Here is a 22,389-nt window from a genome sequence, read left to right as displayed (position 1 = left end):
CGTCGCTTCGCGATGGCCTTCGGCCACCCTTGACAGGCCGTCCCGTCCCGGAAAAACACAAGACTCCCGGGATCCCCCCGGGGGATGGCCGGGGGTCAGAGGGTGAGGGGCGGCCTGGTTGCAGCAGGCCCGCCTGTGGCGTTGAGGCGCACCAGATCGCTACACAGTCTGTCTCGGTCTAGCGGCTGGCCGCCGTCTGGGGCTGGGAGCGCACCTGATCGCTACACAGTCCCTGTCGGCATAGCGTCCGGCGGCCGTCTGGGGCTGGGATGCGCGGCAGATCGCTACACAGTCGTTCTCGGCTTGTCGGCCATCGGTCGTCTGGGGTTGATGTGCGCGTCATTTCGCCACGTGCTTCGGTGGGATTGGCGTCCGGCGGCAGTTTGGGGCTGGTGGGCGCGGCAGATCGCTACACAGTCGTTCTCGGCTTGGCGGCTTGCGGTCGTCTGGGGTTGATGTGCGCGTCATTTCGCCGCGTGCTTCGGTGGGTTCGGCGTCCGGCGGCAGTTTGGGGCTGGGGCGCGGCAGATCGCTACACATGTCTCGTCGATGGGCGGCTGGCGGTCGTCTGGGGCGGGTGCGCGCGGCGGATCGCTTGGCGCGCCCTGCCGATTGGCGTCTGGCGGCCGTCTTGGGCCGGGCACAGGCCGCCCACGACGACCATGTGCCCCTCTGGGTACGCGACCGCCACCCGGATCTCTTCCGGGCCCTCCCACCCCTCTCCTTATGCCCTATTTGTGATGGTTTGGCGGCCAGTTGGGAGTGAAACGATCACTTCTCCGACGCTAAGGACGAACGGATCGTCGCTAGGCGACATCAGGCGACATCAGGCGCCCTTCCGGGCCCCTGGGGGGCCCAATACCGGCCCAAGGCGGCCGCCAGACGCCATAAACGGCGAATCACGTGGTGATTTGGCGCCCCCAAGCCCCCAACGGCCGCCGGACGACAATGGATGAGGAGCGCGCAGCGATTTGGTGCGCCACCAGCCCCAGACGGCGGCCAGCCGCTAAGCCGAGGGCGAGTGTGTAGCGGTCTGTTGCGCTCCCAGCCCCAGACGGCCGTTGGCCGCTGAGCCGAGTGGGACTGTGTAGCGATCTGTTGCGCCCACCAGCCCCAGACGGCGGCCAGCCGCTAAGCCGAGGGCGACTGTGTAGCGATCTGTCGCGCTCCCAGCCCCAGACGGCCGTTGGCCGCTGAGCCGAGTGGGAGTGTGTAGCGATTTGGTGCGACTCAACGCCTCGGAGGGGGATGTGGTCGTCCTCGTGTGCGGGTTGGGCTGACCGGCGGAACTCGGGCCCGATGGGCCCCTGACATGGCCGTTCCTCCCGCTACTTCCCTCCCGGCCATCCCCCGGGGGGATCCCGGGAGTCTTGTGTTTTTCCGTGTCGGGTCGGTCTGTCAAGGGTGGCCGAAGGCCATCGCGTAGCGACGCGACGAAGGAGCGCCCTTGACGGGCCGGCCCGGCGCGGAAGGACACTGGACTTCCGGGACGCCCCCCGGTCACCGTCGAAGCCACCGAGCGGCCCGCAGCACCGCCCACCTCCGCACGGTCGTCACTCTGTCGAGTAGCCCGACTCCCCGAGAGTGCATACGGGAGTATGCTCGCCGTATGTCAGGGACCACGCGCATCACCGTGACGCTCCCCACCGAGCAGGTGGAGGAGCTCCGCAAGATGACGGACAACATCTCCGGGTACGTGGCGGAGGCTGTTGCCCGCCAGATCCGTAACGAGCTCCTCGGCCGGTATCTCGATGACCACGAGGCGAAGTTCGGGGCCTTCACCGAAGAAGAAATGGCCGAGGCCGAAGCGAGACTCTTCGGTCCCGAACAGAGTGAGGAGACGGCGGTCGCCGCGTGATGCGCTACGTGACCGCGGTCCTGGACTCCGAGGGTCTGTCCGCGCTGATCGAGCAGGACCGCAAGGTCCTCCCGCTGATCAGGCGGCTGCAAACGGCGGGCACCGATCTCGTCGTCTGCGCGAACACCATCGTGGAGGTCAACCACGCGCGGGTGAACCCCGCCAAGCTGAACTGGGCCCTGTCCGCCGTCAAGGTCGAGTCCGTGACCGCCGAGGCCGCCAAGGGGGCCGCGAGGCTGCTCAAGGACAGGGGGCTGCACGGGCACAAGTACGCGATCGACGCGACCGTCGCCGAGGTGGCGCTGCGCCAGCCCGGGCCCGTGGTCCTGCTGACCTCCGATGTCGACGACATGCGGGCGCTGTGCGGCGACCGGGTCAGGCTCGTCGCGGTCTGAGGTGCGTACGCCGAAGGGGCGGCCGGCGCCGGTGCGCCTGCCGCCCCTTCGGGTCGTGCGGGTACTGCCTAGAGGAACGAGTTGATCTCGATCGTCTCGGTGCGGCCGGGGCCGACGCCGATCGCGGAGATCGGGGCGCCCGACATCTCCTCGAGGGCCTTGACGTACGCCTGGGCGTTCTTCGGGAGGTCCGCGAAGGTCTTGGCCTTGGTGATGTCCTCGGACCAGCCGGGGAGGTTTTCGTAGATCGGCTTCGCGTGGTGGAAGTCCGACTGCGAGTACGGGAGCTCCTCGACGCGCTTGCCGTCGATCTCGTACGCGACGCAGACCGGGATCTCCTCCCAGCCGGTCAGCACGTCCAGCTTGGTGAGGAAGAAGTCCGTCAGACCGTTGACGCGGGTCGCGTAGCGCGCGATCGGGGCGTCGAACCAGCCGCAGCGGCGGTCGCGGCCGGTGGTCACGCCGCGCTCGCCGCCGATGCGGCGCAGCGCCTCGCCGTCCGCGTCGAACAGCTCGGTCGGGAACGGGCCGGAGCCGACGCGGGTCGTGTAGGCCTTCAGGATGCCGATGACGCGGCTGATCTTCGTCGGACCGACGCCCGCACCGGTGCACGCACCGCCGGCGGTCGGGTTGGACGAGGTGACGAAGGGGTACGTGCCGTGGTCGACGTCGAGCAGCGTGCCCTGGCCGCCCTCGAACAGCACGACCTTGTCCTCGTCGAGCGCGTTGTTGATGATCAGGGTGGTGTCGGCGACGTAGGGCTTGATGAGCTCCGCGTAGCCGAGCATCTCCTCGACGATCTGGGCCGGGTCGATCGCGCGGCGGTTGTACAGCTTCGCGAGGAGCTGGTTCTTGCCCTCCAGTGCCGCTTCGACCTTCTGGGTGAGGATCGACTCGTCGTAGAGGTCCTGGACGCGGATGCCGATGCGGTTGATCTTGTCCGCGTAGGTCGGTCCGATGCCGCGGCCCGTCGTACCGATCTTGCGCTTGCCGAGGAAGCGCTCGCCGACCTTGTCGAGGGTGACGTTGTACGGCGTGATCAGGTGCGCGTTGCCGCTGAGCAGCAGCTTGGAGGTGTCGATGCCGCGCTCGTTCAGGCCGCGCAGCTCGGAGAGCAGGACGGCCGGGTCGACGACGACACCGTTGCCGATGACCGGGGTGCATCCGGGGGAGAGGATGCCGGAAGGGAGAAGGTGCAGCGCGTACTTCTGGTCGCCTACGACGACCGTGTGGCCGGCGTTGTTGCCGCCCTGGTAACGCACTACATAGTCAACGGATCCACCGAGCAGGTCGGTGGCCTTTCCCTTGCCCTCGTCACCCCACTGAGCTCCGAGCAGCACAAGAGCGGGCACAGGCGTACACCTCTTCCGGATGGGGCATGTCCAAGGTCAGGGGGCGTACGACGATGTACACCGCAGGCTGAGCCGTCGGACCGGTACCCCGGAATAGACGAAGGCCCTGGCGCAATAGCGCAAGGGCCTCTTGCACAAAGATGCTACCCGAGGAAGGACCGAGGTGTCGGCTCCAGAGCCCACCATGAGCCATGCGGGCGCGCCGGTAGGCGGCCTGCTCGTGCTCGTCGACCCGGTCGCCCGCCGTCTTGACGGCGAGTCCGTGCGAATCGCGAAAGATGTTCTGTCAGCGGGAGCTGCGGCGAAAATCTGCCTCCCGGACTCGCAGGAGGAGTTTGCGCGGGCTCTGGCCCGCCGGGGTCATCGGCAGCCGGTGATCGTCGGCGACGACCGGGCGCTCGTACGGGCCGTCGGGCTGCTCCACCGGGAGCGGGCGCTGTCCGAGGGGGCCGTTTCACTGATTCCCGTGGGGCCCGCGGGGTCACTGGGACTGGCGAGGCGGCTGGGCGTGCCGCTGTCGGCCGTGTCGGCCGCCCGGGCGGTCCTGGACGGGACCGTCGGGATGCGCGACCTGCTGGTCGACGACAGCGACGGGGTGGTGCTCGGCGGCGTCGGCATCCCGCCCGTACGGGCCGTGCCGCGGCCGGCCGGGCCCTCGGTGTGGAGCGCGTACCGCTCGCTGGTCCGTACGCTCGGCCGCCCGCCGGCCGGGGCGCCCGCGGGCCCGGGTGGCGGCCACCGGCTGCGCGTGGAGGCCGACGGGGTGGTCCTGGCGGACGTGGACCGGCTGGTGGAGGACGTCTGCGTGTCGGCCCGGGAGGGCGACGGGCTCGCGGACGTCCTGGTGAGGCTGGGCGCCGGCGGGGTCTCGGGCGGCGGGTCCGTGGTGCGCGCACGGGCGGCCGCCGTGACCGTGTCCGGGGCGGACTTCCGCTACCGGGCCGACGCGGCCGTCACCGGCCCGGTCCGCAGGCGCACCTGGACCTTGTGCCCGGCGGCCTGGGGGCTGACACTGCCGCTCCAGAGGTGACGCGGGGGAGGGACGATGGCGAGGGGAGGGCTGGACGGGGCCGTGCCGGAGCCCGGCGGGCCGGAGCCCGGGCCGCCGGTTCCGGTTCCGGGTTCGGTTTCCGGGCCGGTTTCCGGTTTGGCTCCCGGTTCGGCTTCCGGGCCGCCCGGTGAGGCGGCCGTGCGGGACGCGCTCAGCGACTGGCGCCAGGACGCCACGCTGATCTGCGTGCTGCCGGTGCTGTGCTGGCCCGCGCTGATCGGAGCGCTGATCACCCGCCCCGCGCCGCTTCAGGCGGTGCTGATGGGGCTGCTGTGCCTGCCGGTGCTCTTCGCGCTCCGGGAGCTGTACGCCGCCCAGCGCGTGTCCCGCATCCTGCGGGACCCGGGGCTGCGCTGGACGCCGTACGAGGCGGAGGTGCTGCGCGGGAGCGGGCTGCCGCCGCTGCTCGTCCTCGACGGCGGACGCCACGTGCTGACCCTGGGGCCGCTGGGCCGCCGGGTGCTGCCGCCGCGCGCGTGGCCCCGTACCGACCCGGCCCTCCCGCAGTCGGCCCTCCCGCCCTCGCCGGCGGAGTCGGACGCCCCCGACCCGCCGGTGGAGAGCTCGGTGTGGCTGGCCGGGGAGCCGGGCCTGGGGGCCGTCGTATGGGCCCCGCTCGCCCGCGAGCTGGGCCTGGCGCGCAGGCTGTGGCGGCGGGGTGCGGCCGGGCGGGGCGCGGCCGGGCGGGGTGTCGACGGGCCGGGGGATTAGGGCGGGGGCGGGCGGCCGGCCGCCGTCAGGCGGAGGCGGCCGACTCGATGAGGTCGCAGACCGGGCCCGGGAGGGACGCGAGGGAGGCGTGGCTCGCGTCCAGCTCGATGGTCTTGCGGGGGTCCATGCGGGCGGCCATGCGGCGCTCGTTGTCGGGGTTGATCATGCGGTCGGCGGTGGAGACCTGGTACCACGACGGCTTCGCGCGCCAGGCGGGCGCGGTGACCGCGTCGCCGAAGGTGGAGGCCAGGGGCGCCTTCTGGGTCACGGCCATGACCAGGGCCTCCTCGGGGGTGAGGTCCTGGGCGAAGCTCTCGTGGAACTTGTCCCGCTCGACCCACAGGTAGCCGTCGGAGTCGGGGGCGATGTTCTCGAAGGCCGCCGGCGGCATCTCCTGGGTGAGCCCGCCGGGGCTCTCGCCGGCGTCCGGGGCGAAGGCGGCGACGTAGACCAGTCCGGTGACATGGGGCAGATCGCCCGCCTCGGTGATGACCGCGCCGCCGTACGAGTGACCGACGAGCAGGACCGGGCCGTCGATCTGGCGGACCATCTTGCGGGTGCGCTCGGCGTCGTCGGCGAGGGAGGTGAGCGGGTTCTCGACGGCGTGCAGGTCGGTGAGACCGCGCCGGTGGAGCTCGGGAATCACCTTGGCCCAGTGGGCGGCGCCGCCCCAGAACCCGTGGACGAGGACGATGGCGGGGGTGGTGCGCTCGGAAGCCATGCGGTTGCGCTCCTTGCCGGTCGGATGCCCCCGAGGTCTGAGGCCCGGGCGCGGACGCCCCCCGGCTCACGCTAGGCGGGTGATCTACTGACCGCCATGCCGCGGCTGCTGATGCTGGACCTCGACAACACGCTGATCGACCGCGACGCGGCCTTCCGCGCCTCGTGCGCGGCGGCGCTGGCGGAGCACGGCCTGCCGGCCGCCGACCTGGAGTGGCTGATGGCGGCGGACGCCAGCGGCTACACGCCGAGGGAGACGCTCGCGCGGGCCGTGGCGGACCGGTTCGGGAACCGGTTTCCGGAGGCGGCCGTCGAGCACCTCCTGGCCGTCGGCGGGGCGGACCGCGTGGTGCTTCCGGCAGCCACCCGGGGCGCCCTGGAGCGGGCGGCGGCGGCCGGCCTGCGCAGCGTGATCGTCTCGAACGGGCGGACGGAGCAGCAGGAGGCGAAGATCCGCACCACCGGACTCGACGCGCTGGTGCACGGATGGGTGATCTCCGAGGCGGTCGGCCACAAGAAGCCCGGTCCGGAGCTCTTCCGCGCGGCGGCGGCGTCGGCGGGCGCTGCCCTGGAATCCGCCTGGATGATCGGCGACTCCCCGGCGGCGGACATCGCCGGAGCCCACGCCCTCGGTGTCCGGACGGTCTGGGTCTCCGGGGGCGCGGCCTGGCGCGAGACCGGCTTCAGCCCGACCCTGGTGGCCCCGGACGCCGCGACGGCGATCGACTTGGCCGTCGGGGCGGGCTGACGGCTGCCGGGCCGGCGGGCTGGTGGGCTCCCGGGCTGACGCGCCGACGGGCCGGGGCCTGCTACGGGAGGTTCAGCGTCGCGCGGTGGGTGCGCCAGCGGTCCATCAGGCCGAGCAGCTCGTGCTGCAGGAACTCGAAGAACGCCGCCGTCTCGGCGATCCGGACGCCCGCCGGGGTGTCGGGGCCGAGGCCGGCCGCGCCGTCGCGGAGCGTCTTCTCCCAGAGGGTCAGGACCTGGTCGCGGCGGGTGAAGGTCTCGTACCAGAGCTCGTTGTGCAGGACGTAGCGGTCGCGCCGGGAGCCCGGCTCGCGCTCGCGGCTGACCATGTTGACCTGGGACAGGTACGCCACGGCCCCGGACACCGCCGCCGGGCTGATCCGCAGCGCCTCGCCCAGTTCCGCCGAGGTCATCGCGCCGCCGTCGCTCGCGAGCAGCTGCGCGAACACGCGCGCCGCCATGCGCTGCATGCCCGCCTCGGTGAGCTGCGCGGCGAACCGCTCGACGAAGCGGGAGACCGCTTCCTCGTCCCGGGTGTCGTCCCGGGTGTTGTCCCGAGTGCCGTCCCGGGTGTCCTTCACGTCGTCCACGTCTTCCGCCACCCTGCCGACTTTACGTGATTCCCGACCTTCACAAAATTGTGAAAGAAGCGTACGTTCGGAACCATGACGAAGGCAATCAGCGTCGCCGGACTCCACAAATCGTTCGGCCGCACCCACGCACTGGACGGACTCGACCTCGCGGTCGCCACCGGCGAGGTCCACGGCTTCCTCGGCCCCAACGGCGCCGGCAAGTCCACCGCCATCCGGGTCCTGCTCGGGCTGCTGCGCGCCGACTCCGGCACCGCCGAGCTGCTCGGCGGGGACCCGTGGGCCGACGCCGTCGAGCTGCACCGCCGCGTCGCCTACGTCCCCGGGGACGTCACCCTCTGGCGCAACCTCTCCGGCGGCGAGGTCATCGACCTGTACGGGCGCCTGCGCGGGGGCCGCCTCGACCGGGCCCGGCGGGCCGAGCTGATCGAGCGGTTCGAACTCGACCCGACCAAGAAGGGGCGTACGTACTCCAAGGGCAACCGGCAGAAGGTCGCCCTCGTCGCCGCCTTCGCCTCCGACGTCGAACTGCTCGTCCTCGACGAGCCCACCTCCGGCCTCGACCCGCTGATGGAGGAGGTCTTCCGCGGCTGCGTCGCCGAGGCCCGCGCCGCCGGCCGCACCGTCCTGCTCAGCTCGCACATCCTCGGCGAGGTCGAGGCTCTCTGCGACCGGGTCAGCATCATCCGCAGGGGTCGTACGGTCGAGACCGGCAGCCTCGCCGAACTGCGCCACCTCACGCGTACGTCGATCAGCGCCGAGCTCGCCGGACCGCCGAACGGCCTCGCCCACCTGCCCGGAGTCCACGACGTGGAGGTGCGGGGGCCGAAGGTCCGCCTGCAGGCCGACACGGACAAGCTGGACGCCGTACTGCGGTCGCTGGCCGCTTCGGGCGTGCGTTCGCTGACCTCGACCCCGCCGACCCTCGAAGAACTCTTCCTGCGGCACTACGCGCAGGACGGCGGGCGGGGCGGCGGGCGGGACGACGCGCGCGACGGCCGGGCGGGAGCGGTCCGATGAGGCGCCGCCAACTGGCCGGGACGGGCGCCCTGCTGAGGCTCGCGCTCCGCCGGGACCGGGTGATGATGCCGGTCTGGATCGTGGCCTCGGCCGCGATGGTCCTCGCGATGCCCGCCTCGCTCGCATCGATGTACTCCGACGCGGCCGAACGGGCCGCCCTGGCCGCCACGGCGAACTCCAACGGCTCGCTCCGCGCCCTCTACGGCCCGGCCTTCGGCGATTCGATCGGCGCCCTGACGGTCTGGAAGGGCGGGATCTTCGCCGGTCTGCTCGCCGGGATCATGAGCCTGGTCATCGTGGTCCGCCACACCCGCGAGGAGGAGGAGACGGGCCGTCAGGAGCTGCTGTCCGCGGCGATGGTGGGGCGCCGTGCCCCGCTCACGGCGGCCCTGCTCGCGGCCGCCGTCGCCAACGCCCTGCTCGCGCTCCTCGTCACGGCCGGACTCGCCGGACAGGGCGCGGCCGGAGCGCTCGCCCTCGGCCTGGGTGTCGGCGCCACCGGAATGCTGTTCGCGTCGGCGGCCGCCGTCGCCGCGCAGCTCACCGAGAGCGCGAGGCTCGCCAAGGGACTCACGGGTGCCGTGCTCGGCGCGGCCTTCGTCCTGCGTGCCGCGGGCGACACCGGATCGCCGGACGGCGCCTCGGCGGCGACCTGGATCTCGCCCCTGGGCTGGCTGGAACACCTACGGGCCTTCGCGGCCGAACGCTGGTGGGTGCTGGCCCTGTTCGCCGCGGCCGTCACGGCCCAGGCGGCCGTGGCCTACGTGCTCGCCGGCCGCCGCGACCTCGGCATGAGCCTCCTGCCGGCCCGCCCGGGCCCGGCCGAAGGGCGGCTCACCGGGGCCGGCGCGCTGGCGTGGCGGCTGCAGCGCGGCTCCCTGCTCGGCTGGAGCCTCGGATTCCTGGCTGCCGGCGCGGTGTTCGGCACGATGGCGGACGGGGCCGCCGAGCTGGTCGGCGACAACGCCAAGACCCGGGAGCTCATCGAGCGGATGGGCGGTTCGGGCGGTGCGGGCAGCGTGAGCGGGCAGGCGGCCGGGCTCACCGACGCCTTCCTGGCGACGATGGCGGGGATGCTCGGACTGGTGGCCGCCCTCTACATCGTCTCGGCGGTGCTGCGCCTGGCCGCGGAGGAGTCGGGGCAGCGTGCGGAGCCGCTCCTCGCGAACGCCCTCGGTCGCCTCCGCTGGGCCGGTGGCCACCTCGCCGTGGCCTTCGGCGGCTCGGCGCTGATCCTGCTGCTCGGCGGGCTCGGCCTGGGCATCGGCCACGGCGAGGATGTCGCCGCCGCCGTCGGGGCCTGCCTCGCGCAGCTCCCCGCGGTCTGGGTGATCGGGGCCCTCGCGGCCCTCGTGTACGGGGCGGCCCCCACTTTCGCGCCGGCCGCCTGGGCGGTCGCCGGCGCCGCGCTGGCACTGGGCTGGATCGGCCCGGCGCTGAACCTCCCCCGGGCGGTGCTGGACCTCTCGCCCTTCGCCCACCTGCCCAGACTCCCGGGAGCCGAGTCCCTGACCTGGGCGCCTCTGCTGATACTGACCGCCGTGGCGGCGGCCCTCCTGGCATCCGGCCTGACCGCCCTGCGCCACCGCGACCTGCCGGCCTGACCGGGAGGCCCGGGAGGCCCGGGAGGCCGGGTGGCCGGGTGGCCGGGGCTGCTCAGCTCTCGGCGGCCTCCTCGGTCCACATCCCGGCCGGGTGCTCGTCGACCGGAAGCCACAGGCTCGGCTGCGCGCGGCAGCCCGGACTGGCCTCCTCGTCCGACGGCCAGCGGTGGTCCCGGTCGGGCCAGACCAGTTGGAGCACGGGGACCGAAGTCCGGCGGTAGAAACCGACGGCCGTACCGAGCAGCGGCCGGTGCCAACTGGCATCGACGGGCCGGAGTTGGACCTCGTACCCCTCGATGACACCCGGGAGCAGGGCGCCGGGCTCCGCCGCGGCCCCGTCCCGCAGTTCGGCGGCCGCGTCGTTGACCCAGTGCATCAGGCCCTGAAGCTCCAGACCGAACATGGCGACCTCGGGGATCCGATGGGAATGCCACAGGCCGACGGTGAAGGACCAGTCGGGCAGGGACTCGCCTCCGACACCCACCACGTGCCAGCCGTGCCTGCGGACGTCCGCCATCTCCCGGCCCCAGGCCTTCCTCCGCCGCCGGCGTGTGCGGAAGGTCGCCGAGGCGGCGGGATCGCACAGTACGCAAGGGCACGGCGAGGGCATGTTCGGGTCGGTCACCCGGGCATCCAAGCAGATCAGGACCGGTTCCCCGCAGGGCGGGGCGCTTCGCTCGCCCTCGGGAATCCGCCACCCGAAAAGTTGTCCACACCTGTGGACAACTTTTCGCATCGCCGGATCCGGCTCTAGCCCGGGACCACCAGCCGGGTCTCGTAGGCGAACACCGCGGCCTGCGTACGGTCCCGCAGGCCCAGCTTCACCAGGACGCGGCTCACGTGCGTCTTGATGGTGGACTCGGCGATGATCAGACGGTCCGCTATCTCCGCGTTCGACAGCCCCTGCGCGATCAGGACCAGCACCTCCGTCTCCCGCTCGGTCAGCTCCGAGACCGCAGCCGCACCCGAATGCGTCCGGACCTCCGACAGCTTCGAGAACTCGGTGATCAGCCGTTTGGTCACCGAGGGAGCCAGCAGCGCCTCCCCGGCCGCCACCACCCGCACCCCGTCGGCCAGTTGCCGGGCGGAGGCGTCCTTGAGGAGGAAGCCCGAGGCTCCGGCCCGCAGCGCCTGGTACACGTACTCGTCGAGGTCGAAGGTCGTCAGGACCAGCACCTTCGCGTTCGTGTCGGCGGCCACGATCTCCCGCGTCGCCTCCAGGCCGTTCATCTCCGGCATCCGGATGTCCATCAGCACCACGTCCGGCCGCAGCGCCGCCACCTGCGCGATGGCCTCCCGCCCGTTCACCGCCTCCCCGGCCACCTCGATCCCGTCCATCGCGTTCAGCAGGACGGAGAAGCCCTCCCGGACCATCATCTGGTCGTCGACGATGAGCACCCTGATCGTCATGCCGGATCCTTCGCCGGCTCCGGGCGGGCGGCCGCCACCGGTATGAACACCGCCACCTCGTACCCCCCGGAGGCCGTCTCCCCGGCCGTCATCTCCCCTTCGAGCATGGCCACCCGCTCACGCATCCCGGTGATCCCCTGCCCGGACCCCGGCGAGGGGCGGGCGTCCCCGGTCGCCGCCTCGTTGACGATCCGTATGCCCAGGCCGCCCAGCACGTACGACACCTCGACCCCGGCCACCGCGCCCGGCGCGTGCCGCAAGGTGTTGCTCAGGGCCTCCTGGATGATCCGGTAGGCCGACAGCTCCACGCCCGGCGGCAGCTCCCGCACGGCGCCCGTCACCGTCTTCTCCACGCTCAGCCCGGCCTCGCGCACATTGGCCAGCAAGCCGTCCAGCGAGGCCAGCGTCGGCTGCGGGGCGTCCGGCGCCTCGTAGTCCGCGGAACGGACCACGCCCAGCACCCGGCGCAGCTCGGTCAGCGCCGCCACCGCGTTCTCCCGGATGGTGACGAACGCGGCCTCCAGCTCCGGCGGCGGGTTCTTCACGCGGTACGGCGCCGCCTCCGCCTGGATGGCCACCACCGACATGTGGTGGGCGACCACGTCGTGCAGCTCCCGGGCGATCGTGGTCCGCTCCTCCAGCAGGGTCCGCCGGTCCCGCTCGACGGCCGTGACCACCTGCTGCGCGGTCACTTCCTGCTCCGCCTGCTTGCGGATGTTGCGGACGCTGACGGTCAGCAGGGCGATCGCCGACACGAACGCCATCGGGCCGAGGGTGACGGATTCCCCGTGGCCGAAGAGCACCGACACCCCGGTGCCGATCGCCACGGTGACCAGCCACATCCAGCCCGCGGTGCGCGGCTTGGTCCGCATGGCGACCACGGTCATCGTCACGAGGTACGAGGCGAACGTGGGCGGAGACCAGGGCCAGTTGGGATCCGAGGACTCGATGACGGAGAAGACCAGCGTGACGGCCACCGCGACCCAGAAGGCTCCCACGGGCCGCGCCAGGGTCATCAGGATCGGGGCTGCCGCCAGCAGGCCCATGACCAGGCCGGCCGGAGGCAGGCCGCTGGTGGCTGTCGTGAAGGTCACCGTGAAGAACGCCACGACACACAGGACCGCGTGCGGCAGGTACGCCGCCTCCGCCCGTATCCGCCGGGGGAGCCGCCGCGTCAGCGGCCCGTCCGTGCGCATCGGCGGCAGCGGACGGTAGGCGAAGGCATCGGTGATCAGATCCTGGCGCAGGCTCTGGACGAGGCCCGAAGCCAGCCGGAACTCGGGTGTCCGGGGGGTGGCCCCGGGGGTCGTCTCGGTCATGCTCCCCACGGTAGGCGGGCCGCGACCTGGTCCGCGTCGCCGCTGAAGGGGATTTCCCGGGGTCCCCCTCAAGTACTACCCGGGCCGTTTCAGTAGCCCGTCGGACGGATCAGGCCCGTCTCGTACGCGAAGACCGCCGCCTGTGTGCGGTCCCTCAGGCCCAGCTTCACCAGGATCCGGCCCACGTGCGTCTTCACCGTCTGCTCGGCCAGGATCAGGTGCTCGGCGATCTCCGCGTTCGACATCCCCTGCGCGACCAGCGACAGCACCTCCGTCTCCCGCCCGGTCAGCTCGTCGATCCGCGTCTTCGAGGGCGCCCGCGGAGCCCCCAGCCGGGAGAACTCCGTGATCAGGCGCTTGGTGATGTTCGGAGCCAGGAGCGCCTCCCCGGCGGCGATCACGCGGACCGCCTCGGCCAGCTGATCGGCCGAGGCGTCCTTGAGGAGGAAACCCGAGGCGCCGGCGCGCAGCGCCTCGTACACGTACTCGTCGAGGTCGAAGGTGGTCAGCACCAGCACCTTCACCGTGGAGCCCGGGGCGCCGGTGATGAGGGAGGTGGCCTCGATGCCGCCCATCCCGGGCATGCGGATGTCCATCAGGACCACGTCCGGCGCGAGCTCGGCGACCTTCGCCACGGCCTCGGCTCCGTCGACTGCCTGGCCGACGACCTCGATGTCGGGCTGGGCGTTGAGGAGCACGGTGAAGCCCTGCCGGACCATCATCTGGTCGTCGGCGATCATCACCTTGACCGGGGCGGTCATGAATCCTCCTTGTTCGTCCCGGGGGCGGCGGAGAAACCGCCGCCCGGGGACACGGGGTCGAAGGGGAGCACGGCGCTCACCTCGTACCCCCCGCCGGGGCGGGGCCCGGCGGCCAGCTCGCCCCCCAGCATGCCCGCCCGCTCCCGCATCCCCAGCAGTCCGTGCCCCGCTCCGGGCGACGGCGGGACCGGCCGGGTCGGCGCGGAGTTGGCGACGCACACGTGCAGTTCGCGCGGCCCGTAGGCGAGACCGACCTCGACCCGGGAACCCGGCGCGTACCGCAGACAGTTGCTCAGGGCCTCCTGCACGATCCGGTACGCGGTGAGCTCCAGGCCCGGGGACAGCGGCCGCCGGGCTCCCGCGATCTCGATGGTGACGTCCAGCCCGGCCGCCCGCACGTTGTCCACGAGCCCCTCCAACTCGGCCAGGGTGGGCTGCGGATGGTGGGAGTCGGCGGGATCGTCCGGATGCTCGGAACGCAGGACACCCAGCACGCGGCGCAGCTCCGTCAGGGCCTCCAGGGCATTCGCGCGGATGCCTGCCAGGTTCTCCTTGAGCTCCTCCGACGGGTTCTCCACGAGGTAGGGGGCCACCTGCGCCTGGATGGAGATCACCGACATGTGGTGCGCCACGACGTCGTGCAGCTCGCGGGCGATGCGGCTGCGCTCCTCCAGCAGCGTGCGCCGGGCGCGCTCCTCCTCGGTGAGGGTCTCCTGCTCGACGAGCCTGGTGCGGGCCAGGCGCGTCGCGCGCAGGGCATAGCCGAGGAGGCCGGTGAAGCCGAAGAGGAGGACGGCCCCGGGGAGGCTGGTCCCGCTGTGCGCGGGCTTGAAGAGGAGCTCGGCCAGACCGGTGAAGGCGATCGGGACGAGGACCGCCCCGCTGGTCGCCCAGGGCCGCACGCGCAGGGCCACCAGCAACAGGACCGGCGCGAAGCAGAAGATTCCGGCGGGCATCCAGGGCCAGCTCTGCCCCTGTCCGACGTTGCCGTAGATCGTCCAGGCGGTCAGTCCCGCCGCGGTGAGGCCGAGCCAGAAACCGGCCATCGGCCGCCGCACGGCGACCACGACGGACAGGCCGACCAGGACCGACAGCAACGGCACCCAGCCGCCGGTGATCTCGTAGTGCTCGCGGAGCTGTTCCACGGTGAGGACCGCGAAGGACACCGCCAGGTAGAGGAGCACCACGTGCGGGAGCCAGGCCAGCCAGCGCGGCCGCGACATCCTCGGAAGCGGATCGGACCTCAGGTCGAGCAGATCCCGGACCACGCCCCGCACCACGGCCCAACTCGAGGTGCGGGGACGGTCGCCACCTCCGAGGAGCGCGGAGCCGGGCCGTGCTCCGACCGGGGCCGATGCCGTGGGCTCACTCTGCTCGTTCACGTCGCCCAGCCTAGGCACGGACGGCCTCCTCGGAGCGTGCCACCCGGCCGGTGACGGAGGCCGGCGCGATCCTCCCGCCGGCCGAGACGGCCGAGGCGACGATCCTGGACGGGGTCGCGGGGATCGCGGAAGTTCCGTGCGGGGCACGGCTCCTGGCGCGGTGGCCACCCTGCTCGTAGGTGCGGAAGGCGGCCCAGCAGACGGTCAGAGCGGCGGCGAACACCGGCAGCCAGAGCAGCCGGACGGCTATCCACCCGGCCGAGTCGGGCACGGTGTGCAGCCCGGGCAGGTCCGTGGAGACCAGCAGCCCCAGGGCGGTGACGGCCATCATCGCGGTCTGGTGCCACAGGAAGACGGTCATGGCGGACAGGTTCACCAGGGCCACCTTCGCCCAGGCGCGCGGCCGGCTCATCGCCCGGGCCAGCGGCCCCCGCAGCAGCAGCGCCAGCCCGCACTGGGCCAGACCGAACGCGACGGCGGCCAGCGTCGGCGGGTTCAGGTTCGATATCGAGGCCCCGGGCACGCCGACCATGGACGCCGGGTACCCGCCCCAGACGATCAGCGCGGCCGTGGCGGCGATCCCGCCGCCCAGCAGCAGAGCTGCCGGGTTTCGGCCGGAGAAAGCACCCCGCGCCCAGGCGGCGCCCAGGGTGTAGGGGACCAGCCAGCCGGCGGCGACATTGACCCAGCCGATCCACTCCGGCCCGCCGAGGGCGAACCGCCAGACGTCGACGACGGCCACCACGGCCAGCGGCCACAGCGGGCTGAGCCGGGACACGAGCGGGGTCGCGGCGGTGAGCGCGGCGAAGACGAGGAGGAACCACAAGGGGGAGACGGCGAGTTTGAGCAGCGTGTGGACGGTGTCCGTACCGACGCCGCCGAGGAGCATGCCGCCCGCCACGACGGTCCACAGGACGAGGACGGCCGCGACCGGCCGGAACAGCCTGCCCAGGCGCTGCCCGACCCACTGCCCGTAGGAGACTCCCCGCCCGCGCGCCGACTCGTACCCCTGGGCGGCGACATGGCCGCCGACGAGGAAGAAGACGGCCAGGGTCTGGAACACCCAGGAGACCGGGGCCAGACCGCTCATGTGGGCGAGCGGGCTGGTGGTCCACAGGGCCCCGTCGACGCTGGTGAGCGCGGTGACCAGCCAGTGCCCCAGCACCACACCGAGGATGGCGAAGGCCCGCAGCGCGTCCACGGCCCGGTCCCGGTGGGCGGGGGTGCCGGCGTCCATGCGGTCGGCGAGCGCGGACCAGCGGGCGTAGGGCTTATACGAGCGCATGGGAGGCCTCCGGAGCGGTGACGGCTGACGGGGTGAGGTGCGCGGCGAGTGCGGTCGGGGTGGCGGGCCGGGCCGCCGGGGAGGTGCCGAGCACGATCCCGGCCAGGCTGTTCAGGGACTCGGTGTCCGGCTTGAGGTAGTCGCTGTGCCCGCCGGAACCGGCCGCGAAGGGCCGGGCTCCGAAGGCCGGGTCCACCGGATCGGTGCCGAACCCGACCCCGCCGACGCGGACGTGCGGGACGTTCGCGATCCAGTCGCCGGCGCCCCGCCCCGCCCACACCCGGGCACGGGTCGGCAGGTCGGCGGCGGAGCCGGCCCCCGTGCCCGGGCTGCCGAACAGGGCGATGTCGGTGACCTTGGGGCCCGTCCCGGTGCGGGCGCAGACCACGGACCCGTAGGAGTGGCAGAGCAGCGAGAGCCGGGCGTCCGCGACGGTCATCCGCTCCAAGCCGGCCAGGAACGGGCCGAGTTCGGCTGCGGCCTCGTCCGCGCGGCCGGTGGTCAGGACGGTCGGGCTGACCGTGCCGGGGGTGTCGTACCCGAGCCAGGCGACCACGGCGGAGCGGGAATGCTCGGCCTGGAGGCGCTGCTGCAGGGCGAGCGCCCCGGCACGGAACCTCTGGTAGGTGTCCAGCGTCGTGTCCGACCCGGGGACCAGGACCGCGACGCGGTCGGCGCTCTCCAGGTCGCCGAACACCTCGATCGCGCGGCCCTTGCCGCGCCCGTCGAAGACGAGGAACCGGGCCTCCCCGCCGGCCTCCATCGCCCGCAGCTTCGCGGCCCGGCCGGCCCGGCCGGCGTCCTGGGCCATCACGGCGGCCTCGGAGAGGTTCGCGAGGTTCGCGGCGTACCGGGAGGAGAGGGAGGCGGCCCCGCCCATGGAAGCGGGGGCCGGGGCGGGCACTTGGGGGGAGGCGGCGGCGGAAACGGGGAACACGACGGCCGCGGCGACGAGTCCGGCCAGCAGCGTGCGGCGCAGGCGGCCGCTGGGGCGGCCGGCGGGACGTGCGGAGGGTCGGCGGCTCATGGGTCGGTTCCTTCGTTCGTGCCAGAGGGGCGGTGCTGCGTTCTTCTCTGGTCACGAAATTAGGAATCGGAGGCCGTGGTCGGCGTCCCGCTGGAGAGCCGTCTTCTCAACTAGCTCTCAGGTATGACAGGGGCTACTCAGGGGCCAGGACGGTCACTTCCGGCGGTACGTGAGCGGGGCGCTCGCGCTGTTCTCGAGTTCCCGGACGAGGCTTCCGTCGGGAAGCAGCCGCAACGTGCTCCGGCCACCCGGCGAACAGGTCGGTGGGACACCGGAGGTGACGGTCGAGGGGTCGAGCCACACGGTGTTGGTGGTGCCGGACGTGCCCGTGGTGCCCGTGGTGCCCGCGGTGCCGGACGTTCCCGCGGCGCCCGGGGTGGTCGTGCGCAGCGGTGCGCTCCAGGAACAGGCGAGCCCCGGAGCCTGGACGGACAGGAACATGACCGGGGCGCCGGCCCCGCCGGGGGTGAGGGTGAGCACCCAGGTCTGGCCGCTGGAAGTGGCGCGCCAGGTGCCGGCGTACGCCGCGGGGAGCGTGTCGGGAAGGCCGGAACCGCCGGAACCGCCGGAAGCGCCGGAACCGCCGGAACCGCCGGAACCGCCGGAACCGCCGGAACCGCCGGAACCGCCGGAAGCGGTGGCAGTGGCCTGCGGGGAGGCCGTGGGACCGGCGGCGGGGGACGGGCGTCCGTCGTCGCCGCTCATGACGGTGTACACCGTGCCGCCCGCCGCGACGGCGACGACGGCGGAGACGGCGAGCAGGAAGGCGGTGGAGGCGTACCGGGAGTGCGGACGGGGTCGCTGCCCGGGCCCGGAGGGTTCCGTTTCCCCCGCGTGCGGGGGAGGAGCGGGGGAGGGGGCCGGAGCCGGAGCCGGGGCCGGAGCCGGAGCCGGAGCCGGAGCCGGAGCCGGGGGCGCGGGGCGGTCCGGGCCGGCGTCCTCGCGGTCCAGCAGGGCCACGGCATGCTGCCCGAGCCGCACGACCAGCGCCTCCGGAAGCCAAGGACCGGGCTCGCGCGCGCCGTCGGAGGCCACCCGCGCGAGCACCTCGGCGGGGGTCGGCCGCGCGGCCGGATCCTTGCGCAGGCAATCCCGTACGAGGTCACGGAGTTCGGGCGGTACGCCGCCCAGATCGGGTTCCGCTTCGGTGACGCGCATCAGGAGCGCCGCGATGCCCCCGGACTGCTCCTGGTCCCCGAACGGCAGCCGGCCCGTGGCGGCGTAGGCGAGCACCGCGCCGAGCCCGAAGACGTCGCAGGCGGGGGTCACGTGCGTGCCGTGCACCTGCTCGGGGGCGAGGAAGCCGGGGGAGCCGAGGAGTTCGCCGGTCCGGGTGAGGGCGGCGTCGCCGGTGGGCCCGAGGGTCCGGGCGATGCCGAAGTCGATGACGCGGGGGCCGTCGACGGTGAGCAGGATGTTGCCCGGCTTCAGGTCCCGGTGGACGAGGCCGGCGCGGTGGATGTCCTGGAGGGCGTACGAGAGCCCCTCGGCCAGGACCCGCAGGGACTCGACCGGCAGCGGGCCGAAGTCGCGGCCGACGGCCTGGCGCAGGCTCGGCCCGGCGATGTAGGCGGTGGCCAGCCAGGGGACCTCCGCGTCGGGGTCGGCGTCGAGGACGGGCGCGGTCCAGGCTCCGCCGACGAGCCGCGCGGCGGCGACCTCGCGGCGGAACCGGGCGCGGAAGCCGGGGTGCGCGGCGAGGTGGGGGTGGATCAGCTTCACGGCGGCGGTGTGGGGCTCGACGGCGCGGGTGGTGGTGGCCGTGCCGGTGACTGTGCCCGTGCCCGCGCCGGTGGCTGCGCCTGCGGACGTGCCGGTCCCGGCGCCCGTGCCCTGGCGGTCGGACCGGCCGAGGAAGACCTGGCCCATCCCGCCGGTGCCGAGGCGGGCGAGCAGTCGATAAGGACCGATGTGCTCCGGGTCCCTCGGGTGCAGTTGTTCCATGACGGGTTGGTCCTCCCCCTGGGACTCGCCGGAGGACGACAGTAATGCGGCCGGCGCGGTACCGGGCGCGGTTGCCCGCGGCCGCGCGAACGGGCCGGCGGGGGGCGGTTGGTTCGGGTCGGCCCGGGAGAGGGCGCACCTCCAGTCCGGCACCCCTGGCGCCGACTCGGATGACGGGCCCGCCAGTTGAGTGCCGCGCACCGGGCGGGCCGTGTCCCTGCACCGTGCAGGGCGGATTCGGTCCGCCCGCCCGCCCGCCCGCCCGTGCTGGGCGGGTGCGTGCCGGCGGGTGATGCCCTGCGGGGCGGTCCTCAGGCGTCGGGGGCGGTGGCGTCCGGGGTGGGCGGCAAGGCGTCCAGCGCGGCCGACAGGCGTTCCAGGACGCGGACCGTCTCGGCGAAGGCGTCCTCGCCCAGGGCCTCCGCGAGGCGGGTGGCCAGGGAGGCGTGGCCCGGGCCGATCAGCGCGACAGCGGCGCGGCCGGCCTCCGTGGGGCGCAGCAGCTTCGCACGGCGGTGGGCCGGATTCGGGACGTACTCGGCGAGCCCCTTGGCCGCCAGCAGGTCGGCGATGCGCTGCACGCTCTGCCGGGTGATGCCCATGGCCCGGGCGATGCCGGCCACGGACAGGGGTTCGCCGAGCACGGCCCCGAGCACCTGCCACCAGGCGGCGGTCAGGCCGGCGGGGCGGGCCAGTTCCTCCGAGACGGAGAGGAACTGGCCGTTGAGGCGGAACACCCCGAGGGCGGTCCGGCTCAACAGCTCCTGCCGCGCCCGGCCGGAGCCCTCCGCGGCCCCGGCCCCGCCCGAGGCCCCGGCCCCGCCCACCCCCGACCCCTCCTCGTCAGGCATTGCCCGCCTCCGCCGCTGCCATCAGGACCGGGTACGCGCTCGCGTCCGAGTCGTGGAAGAGGCGGAACCAGGCGTCGAGTACCTGCGGCTCGTAGGCGCCGAGGCGGGCGAAGACCTCGCGGGCGAAGGCCACCGGTTCCGTGGGGCCCGCCGTGATCAGGTCGCCGTCCGTGACCGCGTCCGCCTCGACGTAGTGCTCGGAGCCCGCGTAGCCCGGCTGGGCGTCGAGGTAGAAGGGGGCCGCGCTGGTGTGCGTACGGGTGTCCAGGACTCCCGCGCGGGCCAGGCCGGCCGTGGCTCCGCAGATCGCCGCGACCGGTACTCCGGCCGCCAGGAACTCCTCGGCCTTCGCCGCGAAGGGAGCCAGTTCGTCGCCGGTGTCCCACAGTCCGGCGCCGGTCAGGATGAGCAGGGAGGAGTCCTCGGGGCGCAGTTCGGACAGCGCCAGGTCGGGCTGGACGCGCAGCCCGCCCATGGTGGTGACGTGGCCCCCGGCGCTGAGGCCGACCGTGCGGACCTCGTAGCCGCGCTGGGTCAGGTGCGCGGTGGTGTGGCCCGTCTCCCAGTCGGCGTAGGTGTCGTAGACCGCCACGTGGATCTGCCGGCCCGCCGCCGTCCGACCCGCCTGGGGGATCTCGCTCCGGTTCCGGGTCCCGGTCCGGGTCTCGGTCTGGGTTTCGCTCATCGTGCTCGCCTCCGGTGCCGTCGCCGTACCTCTTCTGGCCAAGCTCTATGACAGTAGATTGTCATGATGGCAGCATGCTGTCAATTACCCCCGCCCCATACAGACTGCCGAGACCCGCCCCCCACCCCCATACAGTCCGCCGATATCCCTCCCCACCTGCGCACTTCTAGCGTGACCGCATGACCCCTCACGTCACCTCGGGCGCCACCGTCAAGGCCGCCGACCGCGCTCACGTCTTCCACTCCTGGTCCGCCCAGGCCCTGATCGACCCGCTCGCCGTGGCCAAAGCCGAGGGGTCGTACTTCTGGGACTACGACGACAAGCGCTACCTCGACTTCTCCTCCCAGCTGGTCAACACCAACATCGGCCACCAGCACCCCAAGGTCGTCGCCGCCATCCAGGAGCAGGCCGCCAAGCTCTGCACCCTGGCCCCCGGCTTCGCCGTCGACGTCCGCTCCGAGGCCGCACGCCTCATCGCGCAGCGGACCCCCGGCGACCTCGACAAGGTCTTCTTCACCAACGGCGGCGCCGAGGCCGTCGAGAACGCCGTCCGCATGGCCCGTCTGCACACGGGCCGGCAGAAGGTGCTCTCCACCTACCGCTCGTACCACGGCGCCACCGCCGCCGCGATCAACCTGACCGGCGACCCGCGCCGCTGGCCCTCGGACACGGCCGCCGCCGGCGTCGTGCACTTCTGGGGACCCTTCCTCTACCGCTCGCCCTTCCACGCGACGACCGAGGCCGAGGAGTGCGCGCGCGCCCTGACGCACCTCGCCGACACCATCGCCTTCGAGGGTCCGGCGACGATCGCCGCGATCATCCTGGAGTCCGTCCCCGGCACCGCCGGGATCATGACCCCGCCCCCCGGCTACCTGGCCGGCGTGCGCGAGCTCTGCGACCGCCACGGCATCGTCTTCATCCTCGATGAAGTCATGTCGGGCTTCGGCCGGACCGGCAAGTGGTTCGCCGCCCAGCACTGGGACGTCACGCCCGACCTGATCACCTTCGCCAAGGGCGTCAACAGCGGCTACGTCCCGCTCGGCGGCGTCGCGATCTCCGCCGAGATCGCCGAGACCTTCGCCACGCGCCCCTACCCGGGCGGGCTCACTTACTCCGGCCACCCGCTGGCCTGCGCCGCGGCCGTCGCGACGATCACCGCCATGGACGAGGAGGGCATCGTCGAGCACTCCGCCCACCTCGGCGAGAACGTGATCGGCCCCGCCCTCGCCGAAATCGCGGAGCGCCACCCCTCGGTCGGCGAGGTCCGCGGCCTCGGGACCTTCTGGGCGCTGGAACTCGTCCGCGACAAGGAGACGCGCGAGCCGCTCGTCCCCTACAACGCCGCGGGTGCGGACAACGCGCCGATGGCCGAATTCGCCGCCGCCTGCAAGGCGTCCGGTCTGTGGCCGTTCGTCAACATGAACCGCACGCACGTGGTCCCTCCGTGCAACATCACGGAGGCGGACGCGAAGGAGGGCCTGGCCCTGCTGGACGACGCCCTGACCGTCGCGGACCGGCACGCCCGCGCCTGACGGATCCGCCCGACCGAACGGCACGCCCCCGCGGCCCCGCGCGTACGCCCCGCAAGGGGCCCCCCCGGGGGCGCCGGGGGGCGTACGCCCCCCCGGGCACGAGGACAGGCCCCCCGGCGGGGTGGAGGGGAAGAGAACAGAACAC

The 22,389-nt window shown here is 73.2% G+C and carries 21 protein-coding genes; 8 read left to right on the top strand and 13 right to left on the bottom strand.

Features of this window, described 5'->3' with window-relative positions; all coding sequences use genetic code 11:
- Positions 1-1,609 precede the first annotated feature (1,609 nt).
- Together ACWGDE_RS18640 and ACWGDE_RS18635 are read left to right on the top strand one after the other, a co-directional pair.
- Positions 1,610-1,858, top strand: coding sequence for a hypothetical protein (locus ACWGDE_RS18640; RefSeq protein WP_453390082.1), 249 nt, complete (start codon positions 1,610-1,612; stop codon positions 1,856-1,858).
- Positions 1,858-2,253, top strand: a complete 396-nt coding sequence (locus ACWGDE_RS18635; protein ID WP_453390085.1) for a DNA-binding protein — start codon at positions 1,858-1,860, stop codon at positions 2,251-2,253. Before ACWGDE_RS18640 ends, ACWGDE_RS18635 begins: the two co-directional genes overlap by 1 nt.
- A gap of 68 nt (positions 2,254-2,321) precedes the next feature.
- On the opposite strand, the gene ACWGDE_RS18630 is transcribed toward ACWGDE_RS18635, so the two are convergent.
- Entirely contained in the window at positions 2,322-3,605 is a 1,284-nt protein-coding gene (locus tag ACWGDE_RS18630; RefSeq protein WP_453390081.1) for an adenylosuccinate synthase, read from the bottom strand.
- Between the two features lie 184 nt (positions 3,606-3,789).
- Between ACWGDE_RS18630 and ACWGDE_RS18625 the strand changes: the two genes are divergently transcribed.
- Together ACWGDE_RS18625 and ACWGDE_RS18620 are read left to right on the top strand one after the other, a co-directional pair.
- On the top strand, positions 3,790-4,635 hold the full coding sequence (locus ACWGDE_RS18625; RefSeq protein ID WP_453390084.1) for a diacylglycerol kinase: 846 nt from the start codon (positions 3,790-3,792) through the stop codon (positions 4,633-4,635).
- Positions 4,636-4,794: 159 nt separating this feature from the next.
- Positions 4,795-5,367, top strand: a complete 573-nt coding sequence (locus tag ACWGDE_RS18620; RefSeq protein ID WP_453390080.1) for a hypothetical protein — start codon at positions 4,795-4,797, stop codon at positions 5,365-5,367.
- Positions 5,368-5,392: 25 nt separating this feature from the next.
- On the opposite strand, the gene ACWGDE_RS18615 is transcribed toward ACWGDE_RS18620, so the two are convergent.
- Complete coding sequence (locus ACWGDE_RS18615; protein WP_453390079.1) at positions 5,393-6,088, bottom strand: alpha/beta hydrolase; 696 nt, start codon at positions 6,086-6,088, stop codon at positions 5,393-5,395.
- 96 nt (positions 6,089-6,184) lie between these two features.
- On the opposite strand from ACWGDE_RS18615, the gene ACWGDE_RS18610 reads away from it, so the two are divergent.
- Complete coding sequence (locus ACWGDE_RS18610) at positions 6,185-6,835, top strand: HAD family hydrolase (protein ID WP_453390078.1); 651 nt, start codon at positions 6,185-6,187, stop codon at positions 6,833-6,835.
- Positions 6,836-6,896: 61 nt separating this feature from the next.
- On the opposite strand, the gene ACWGDE_RS18605 is transcribed toward ACWGDE_RS18610, so the two are convergent.
- The gene (locus ACWGDE_RS18605) at positions 6,897-7,415 is read right to left on the bottom strand and encodes a GbsR/MarR family transcriptional regulator (protein ID WP_453390083.1); all 519 of its coding nucleotides are present in this window, start codon (positions 7,413-7,415) and stop codon (positions 6,897-6,899) included.
- Between the two features lie 84 nt (positions 7,416-7,499).
- Between ACWGDE_RS18605 and ACWGDE_RS18600 the strand changes: the two genes are divergently transcribed.
- Positions 7,500-8,444, top strand: coding sequence for an ABC transporter ATP-binding protein (locus ACWGDE_RS18600; RefSeq protein WP_453390077.1), 945 nt, complete (start codon positions 7,500-7,502; stop codon positions 8,442-8,444).
- Entirely contained in the window at positions 8,441-10,048 is a 1,608-nt protein-coding gene (locus ACWGDE_RS18595) for an ABC transporter permease (protein ID WP_453390076.1), read from the top strand. The genes ACWGDE_RS18600 and ACWGDE_RS18595 overlap by 4 nt, the downstream gene beginning before the upstream one ends.
- A 52-nt stretch (positions 10,049-10,100) precedes the next feature.
- On the opposite strand, the gene ACWGDE_RS18590 is transcribed toward ACWGDE_RS18595, so the two are convergent.
- The 10 genes from ACWGDE_RS18590 to ACWGDE_RS18545 form a co-directional block, all read right to left on the bottom strand.
- Positions 10,101-10,565, bottom strand: a complete 465-nt coding sequence (locus ACWGDE_RS18590) for a DUF4262 domain-containing protein (protein ID WP_453390075.1) — start codon at positions 10,563-10,565, stop codon at positions 10,101-10,103.
- Between the two features lie 233 nt (positions 10,566-10,798).
- Complete coding sequence (locus tag ACWGDE_RS18585) at positions 10,799-11,458, bottom strand: response regulator (protein ID WP_453390074.1); 660 nt, start codon at positions 11,456-11,458, stop codon at positions 10,799-10,801.
- Positions 11,455-12,777, bottom strand: a complete 1,323-nt coding sequence (locus tag ACWGDE_RS18580; protein WP_453390073.1) for a sensor histidine kinase — start codon at positions 12,775-12,777, stop codon at positions 11,455-11,457. The genes ACWGDE_RS18585 and ACWGDE_RS18580 overlap by 4 nt, the downstream gene beginning before the upstream one ends.
- 89 nt (positions 12,778-12,866) lie before the next feature.
- Positions 12,867-13,538 carry a response regulator gene (locus ACWGDE_RS18575; RefSeq protein ID WP_453390072.1) on the bottom strand — a complete coding sequence of 224 codons (672 nt, stop codon included), beginning with the start codon at positions 13,536-13,538 and terminating at the stop codon, positions 12,867-12,869.
- Positions 13,535-14,920 carry a sensor histidine kinase gene (locus ACWGDE_RS18570; RefSeq protein WP_453390071.1) on the bottom strand — a complete coding sequence of 462 codons (1,386 nt, stop codon included), beginning with the start codon at positions 14,918-14,920 and terminating at the stop codon, positions 13,535-13,537. The genes ACWGDE_RS18575 and ACWGDE_RS18570 overlap by 4 nt, the downstream gene beginning before the upstream one ends.
- Before the next feature lie 10 nt (positions 14,921-14,930).
- Complete coding sequence (locus ACWGDE_RS18565; protein ID WP_453390070.1) at positions 14,931-16,205, bottom strand: acyltransferase family protein; 1,275 nt, start codon at positions 16,203-16,205, stop codon at positions 14,931-14,933.
- A complete protein-coding gene (locus ACWGDE_RS18560) occupies positions 16,192-17,232 on the bottom strand; it encodes an alpha/beta hydrolase (RefSeq protein WP_453390069.1) in 1,041 nt (346 codons plus the stop codon). Before ACWGDE_RS18560 ends, ACWGDE_RS18565 begins: the two co-directional genes overlap by 14 nt.
- Positions 17,233-17,385: 153 nt before the next feature.
- The gene (locus ACWGDE_RS18555; protein WP_453390068.1) at positions 17,386-19,176 is read right to left on the bottom strand and encodes a serine/threonine-protein kinase; all 1,791 of its coding nucleotides are present in this window, start codon (positions 19,174-19,176) and stop codon (positions 17,386-17,388) included.
- Positions 19,177-19,487: 311 nt separating this feature from the next.
- Positions 19,488-20,027: a MarR family winged helix-turn-helix transcriptional regulator gene (locus ACWGDE_RS18550; RefSeq protein ID WP_453390067.1), complete on the bottom strand. Its 540-nt coding sequence runs from the start codon at positions 20,025-20,027 to the stop codon at positions 19,488-19,490.
- Positions 20,020-20,712 carry a type 1 glutamine amidotransferase family protein gene (locus ACWGDE_RS18545; RefSeq protein ID WP_453390066.1) on the bottom strand — a complete coding sequence of 231 codons (693 nt, stop codon included), beginning with the start codon at positions 20,710-20,712 and terminating at the stop codon, positions 20,020-20,022. Before ACWGDE_RS18545 ends, ACWGDE_RS18550 begins: the two co-directional genes overlap by 8 nt.
- A gap of 179 nt (positions 20,713-20,891) precedes the next feature.
- Between ACWGDE_RS18545 and ACWGDE_RS18540 the strand changes: the two genes are divergently transcribed.
- Positions 20,892-22,244: an aminotransferase class III-fold pyridoxal phosphate-dependent enzyme gene (locus ACWGDE_RS18540; protein ID WP_453390065.1), complete on the top strand. Its 1,353-nt coding sequence runs from the start codon at positions 20,892-20,894 to the stop codon at positions 22,242-22,244.
- The last annotated feature ends 145 nt before the right edge of the window (positions 22,245-22,389 follow it).

Source organism: Streptomyces sp. NPDC054956 (genome assembly GCF_053609185.1).
Note: the sequence above shows the minus strand (reverse complement) of the source record. Positions and strands in the feature narration are given on the sequence as shown.

Excerpts from the sequence above, each read along its gene's own strand:
- ACWGDE_RS18585 (WP_453390074.1), bottom strand. The coding sequence starts at position 11,458 with ATGACGATCAGGGTGCTCATCGTCGACGACCAGATGATGGTCCGGGAG.
- ACWGDE_RS18610 (WP_453390078.1), top strand. The coding sequence starts at position 6,185 with ATGCCGCGGCTGCTGATGCTGGACCTCGACAACACGCTGATCGACCGC.
- ACWGDE_RS18575 (WP_453390072.1), bottom strand. The coding sequence starts at position 13,538 with ATGACCGCCCCGGTCAAGGTGATGATCGCCGACGACCAGATGATGGTC.
- ACWGDE_RS18560 (WP_453390069.1), bottom strand. The coding sequence starts at position 17,232 with ATGAGCCGCCGACCCTCCGCACGTCCCGCCGGCCGCCCCAGCGGCCGC.
- ACWGDE_RS18580 (WP_453390073.1), bottom strand. The coding sequence starts at position 12,777 with ATGACCGAGACGACCCCCGGGGCCACCCCCCGGACACCCGAGTTCCGG.
- ACWGDE_RS18595 (WP_453390076.1), top strand. The coding sequence starts at position 8,441 with ATGAGGCGCCGCCAACTGGCCGGGACGGGCGCCCTGCTGAGGCTCGCG.
- ACWGDE_RS18625 (WP_453390084.1), top strand. The coding sequence starts at position 3,790 with ATGAGCCATGCGGGCGCGCCGGTAGGCGGCCTGCTCGTGCTCGTCGAC.
- ACWGDE_RS18590 (WP_453390075.1), bottom strand. The coding sequence starts at position 10,565 with ATGGCGGACGTCCGCAGGCACGGCTGGCACGTGGTGGGTGTCGGAGGC.
- ACWGDE_RS18540 (WP_453390065.1), top strand. The coding sequence starts at position 20,892 with ATGACCCCTCACGTCACCTCGGGCGCCACCGTCAAGGCCGCCGACCGC.
- ACWGDE_RS18615 (WP_453390079.1), bottom strand. The coding sequence starts at position 6,088 with ATGGCTTCCGAGCGCACCACCCCCGCCATCGTCCTCGTCCACGGGTTC.
- ACWGDE_RS18640 (WP_453390082.1), top strand. The coding sequence starts at position 1,610 with ATGTCAGGGACCACGCGCATCACCGTGACGCTCCCCACCGAGCAGGTG.
- ACWGDE_RS18600 (WP_453390077.1), top strand. The coding sequence starts at position 7,500 with ATGACGAAGGCAATCAGCGTCGCCGGACTCCACAAATCGTTCGGCCGC.
- ACWGDE_RS18565 (WP_453390070.1), bottom strand. The coding sequence starts at position 16,205 with ATGCGCTCGTATAAGCCCTACGCCCGCTGGTCCGCGCTCGCCGACCGC.
- ACWGDE_RS18545 (WP_453390066.1), bottom strand. The coding sequence starts at position 20,712 with ATGAGCGAAACCCAGACCGAGACCCGGACCGGGACCCGGAACCGGAGC.
- ACWGDE_RS18635 (WP_453390085.1), top strand. The coding sequence starts at position 1,858 with ATGCGCTACGTGACCGCGGTCCTGGACTCCGAGGGTCTGTCCGCGCTG.
- ACWGDE_RS18550 (WP_453390067.1), bottom strand. The coding sequence starts at position 20,027 with ATGCCTGACGAGGAGGGGTCGGGGGTGGGCGGGGCCGGGGCCTCGGGC.
- ACWGDE_RS18555 (WP_453390068.1), bottom strand. The coding sequence starts at position 19,176 with ATGGAACAACTGCACCCGAGGGACCCGGAGCACATCGGTCCTTATCGA.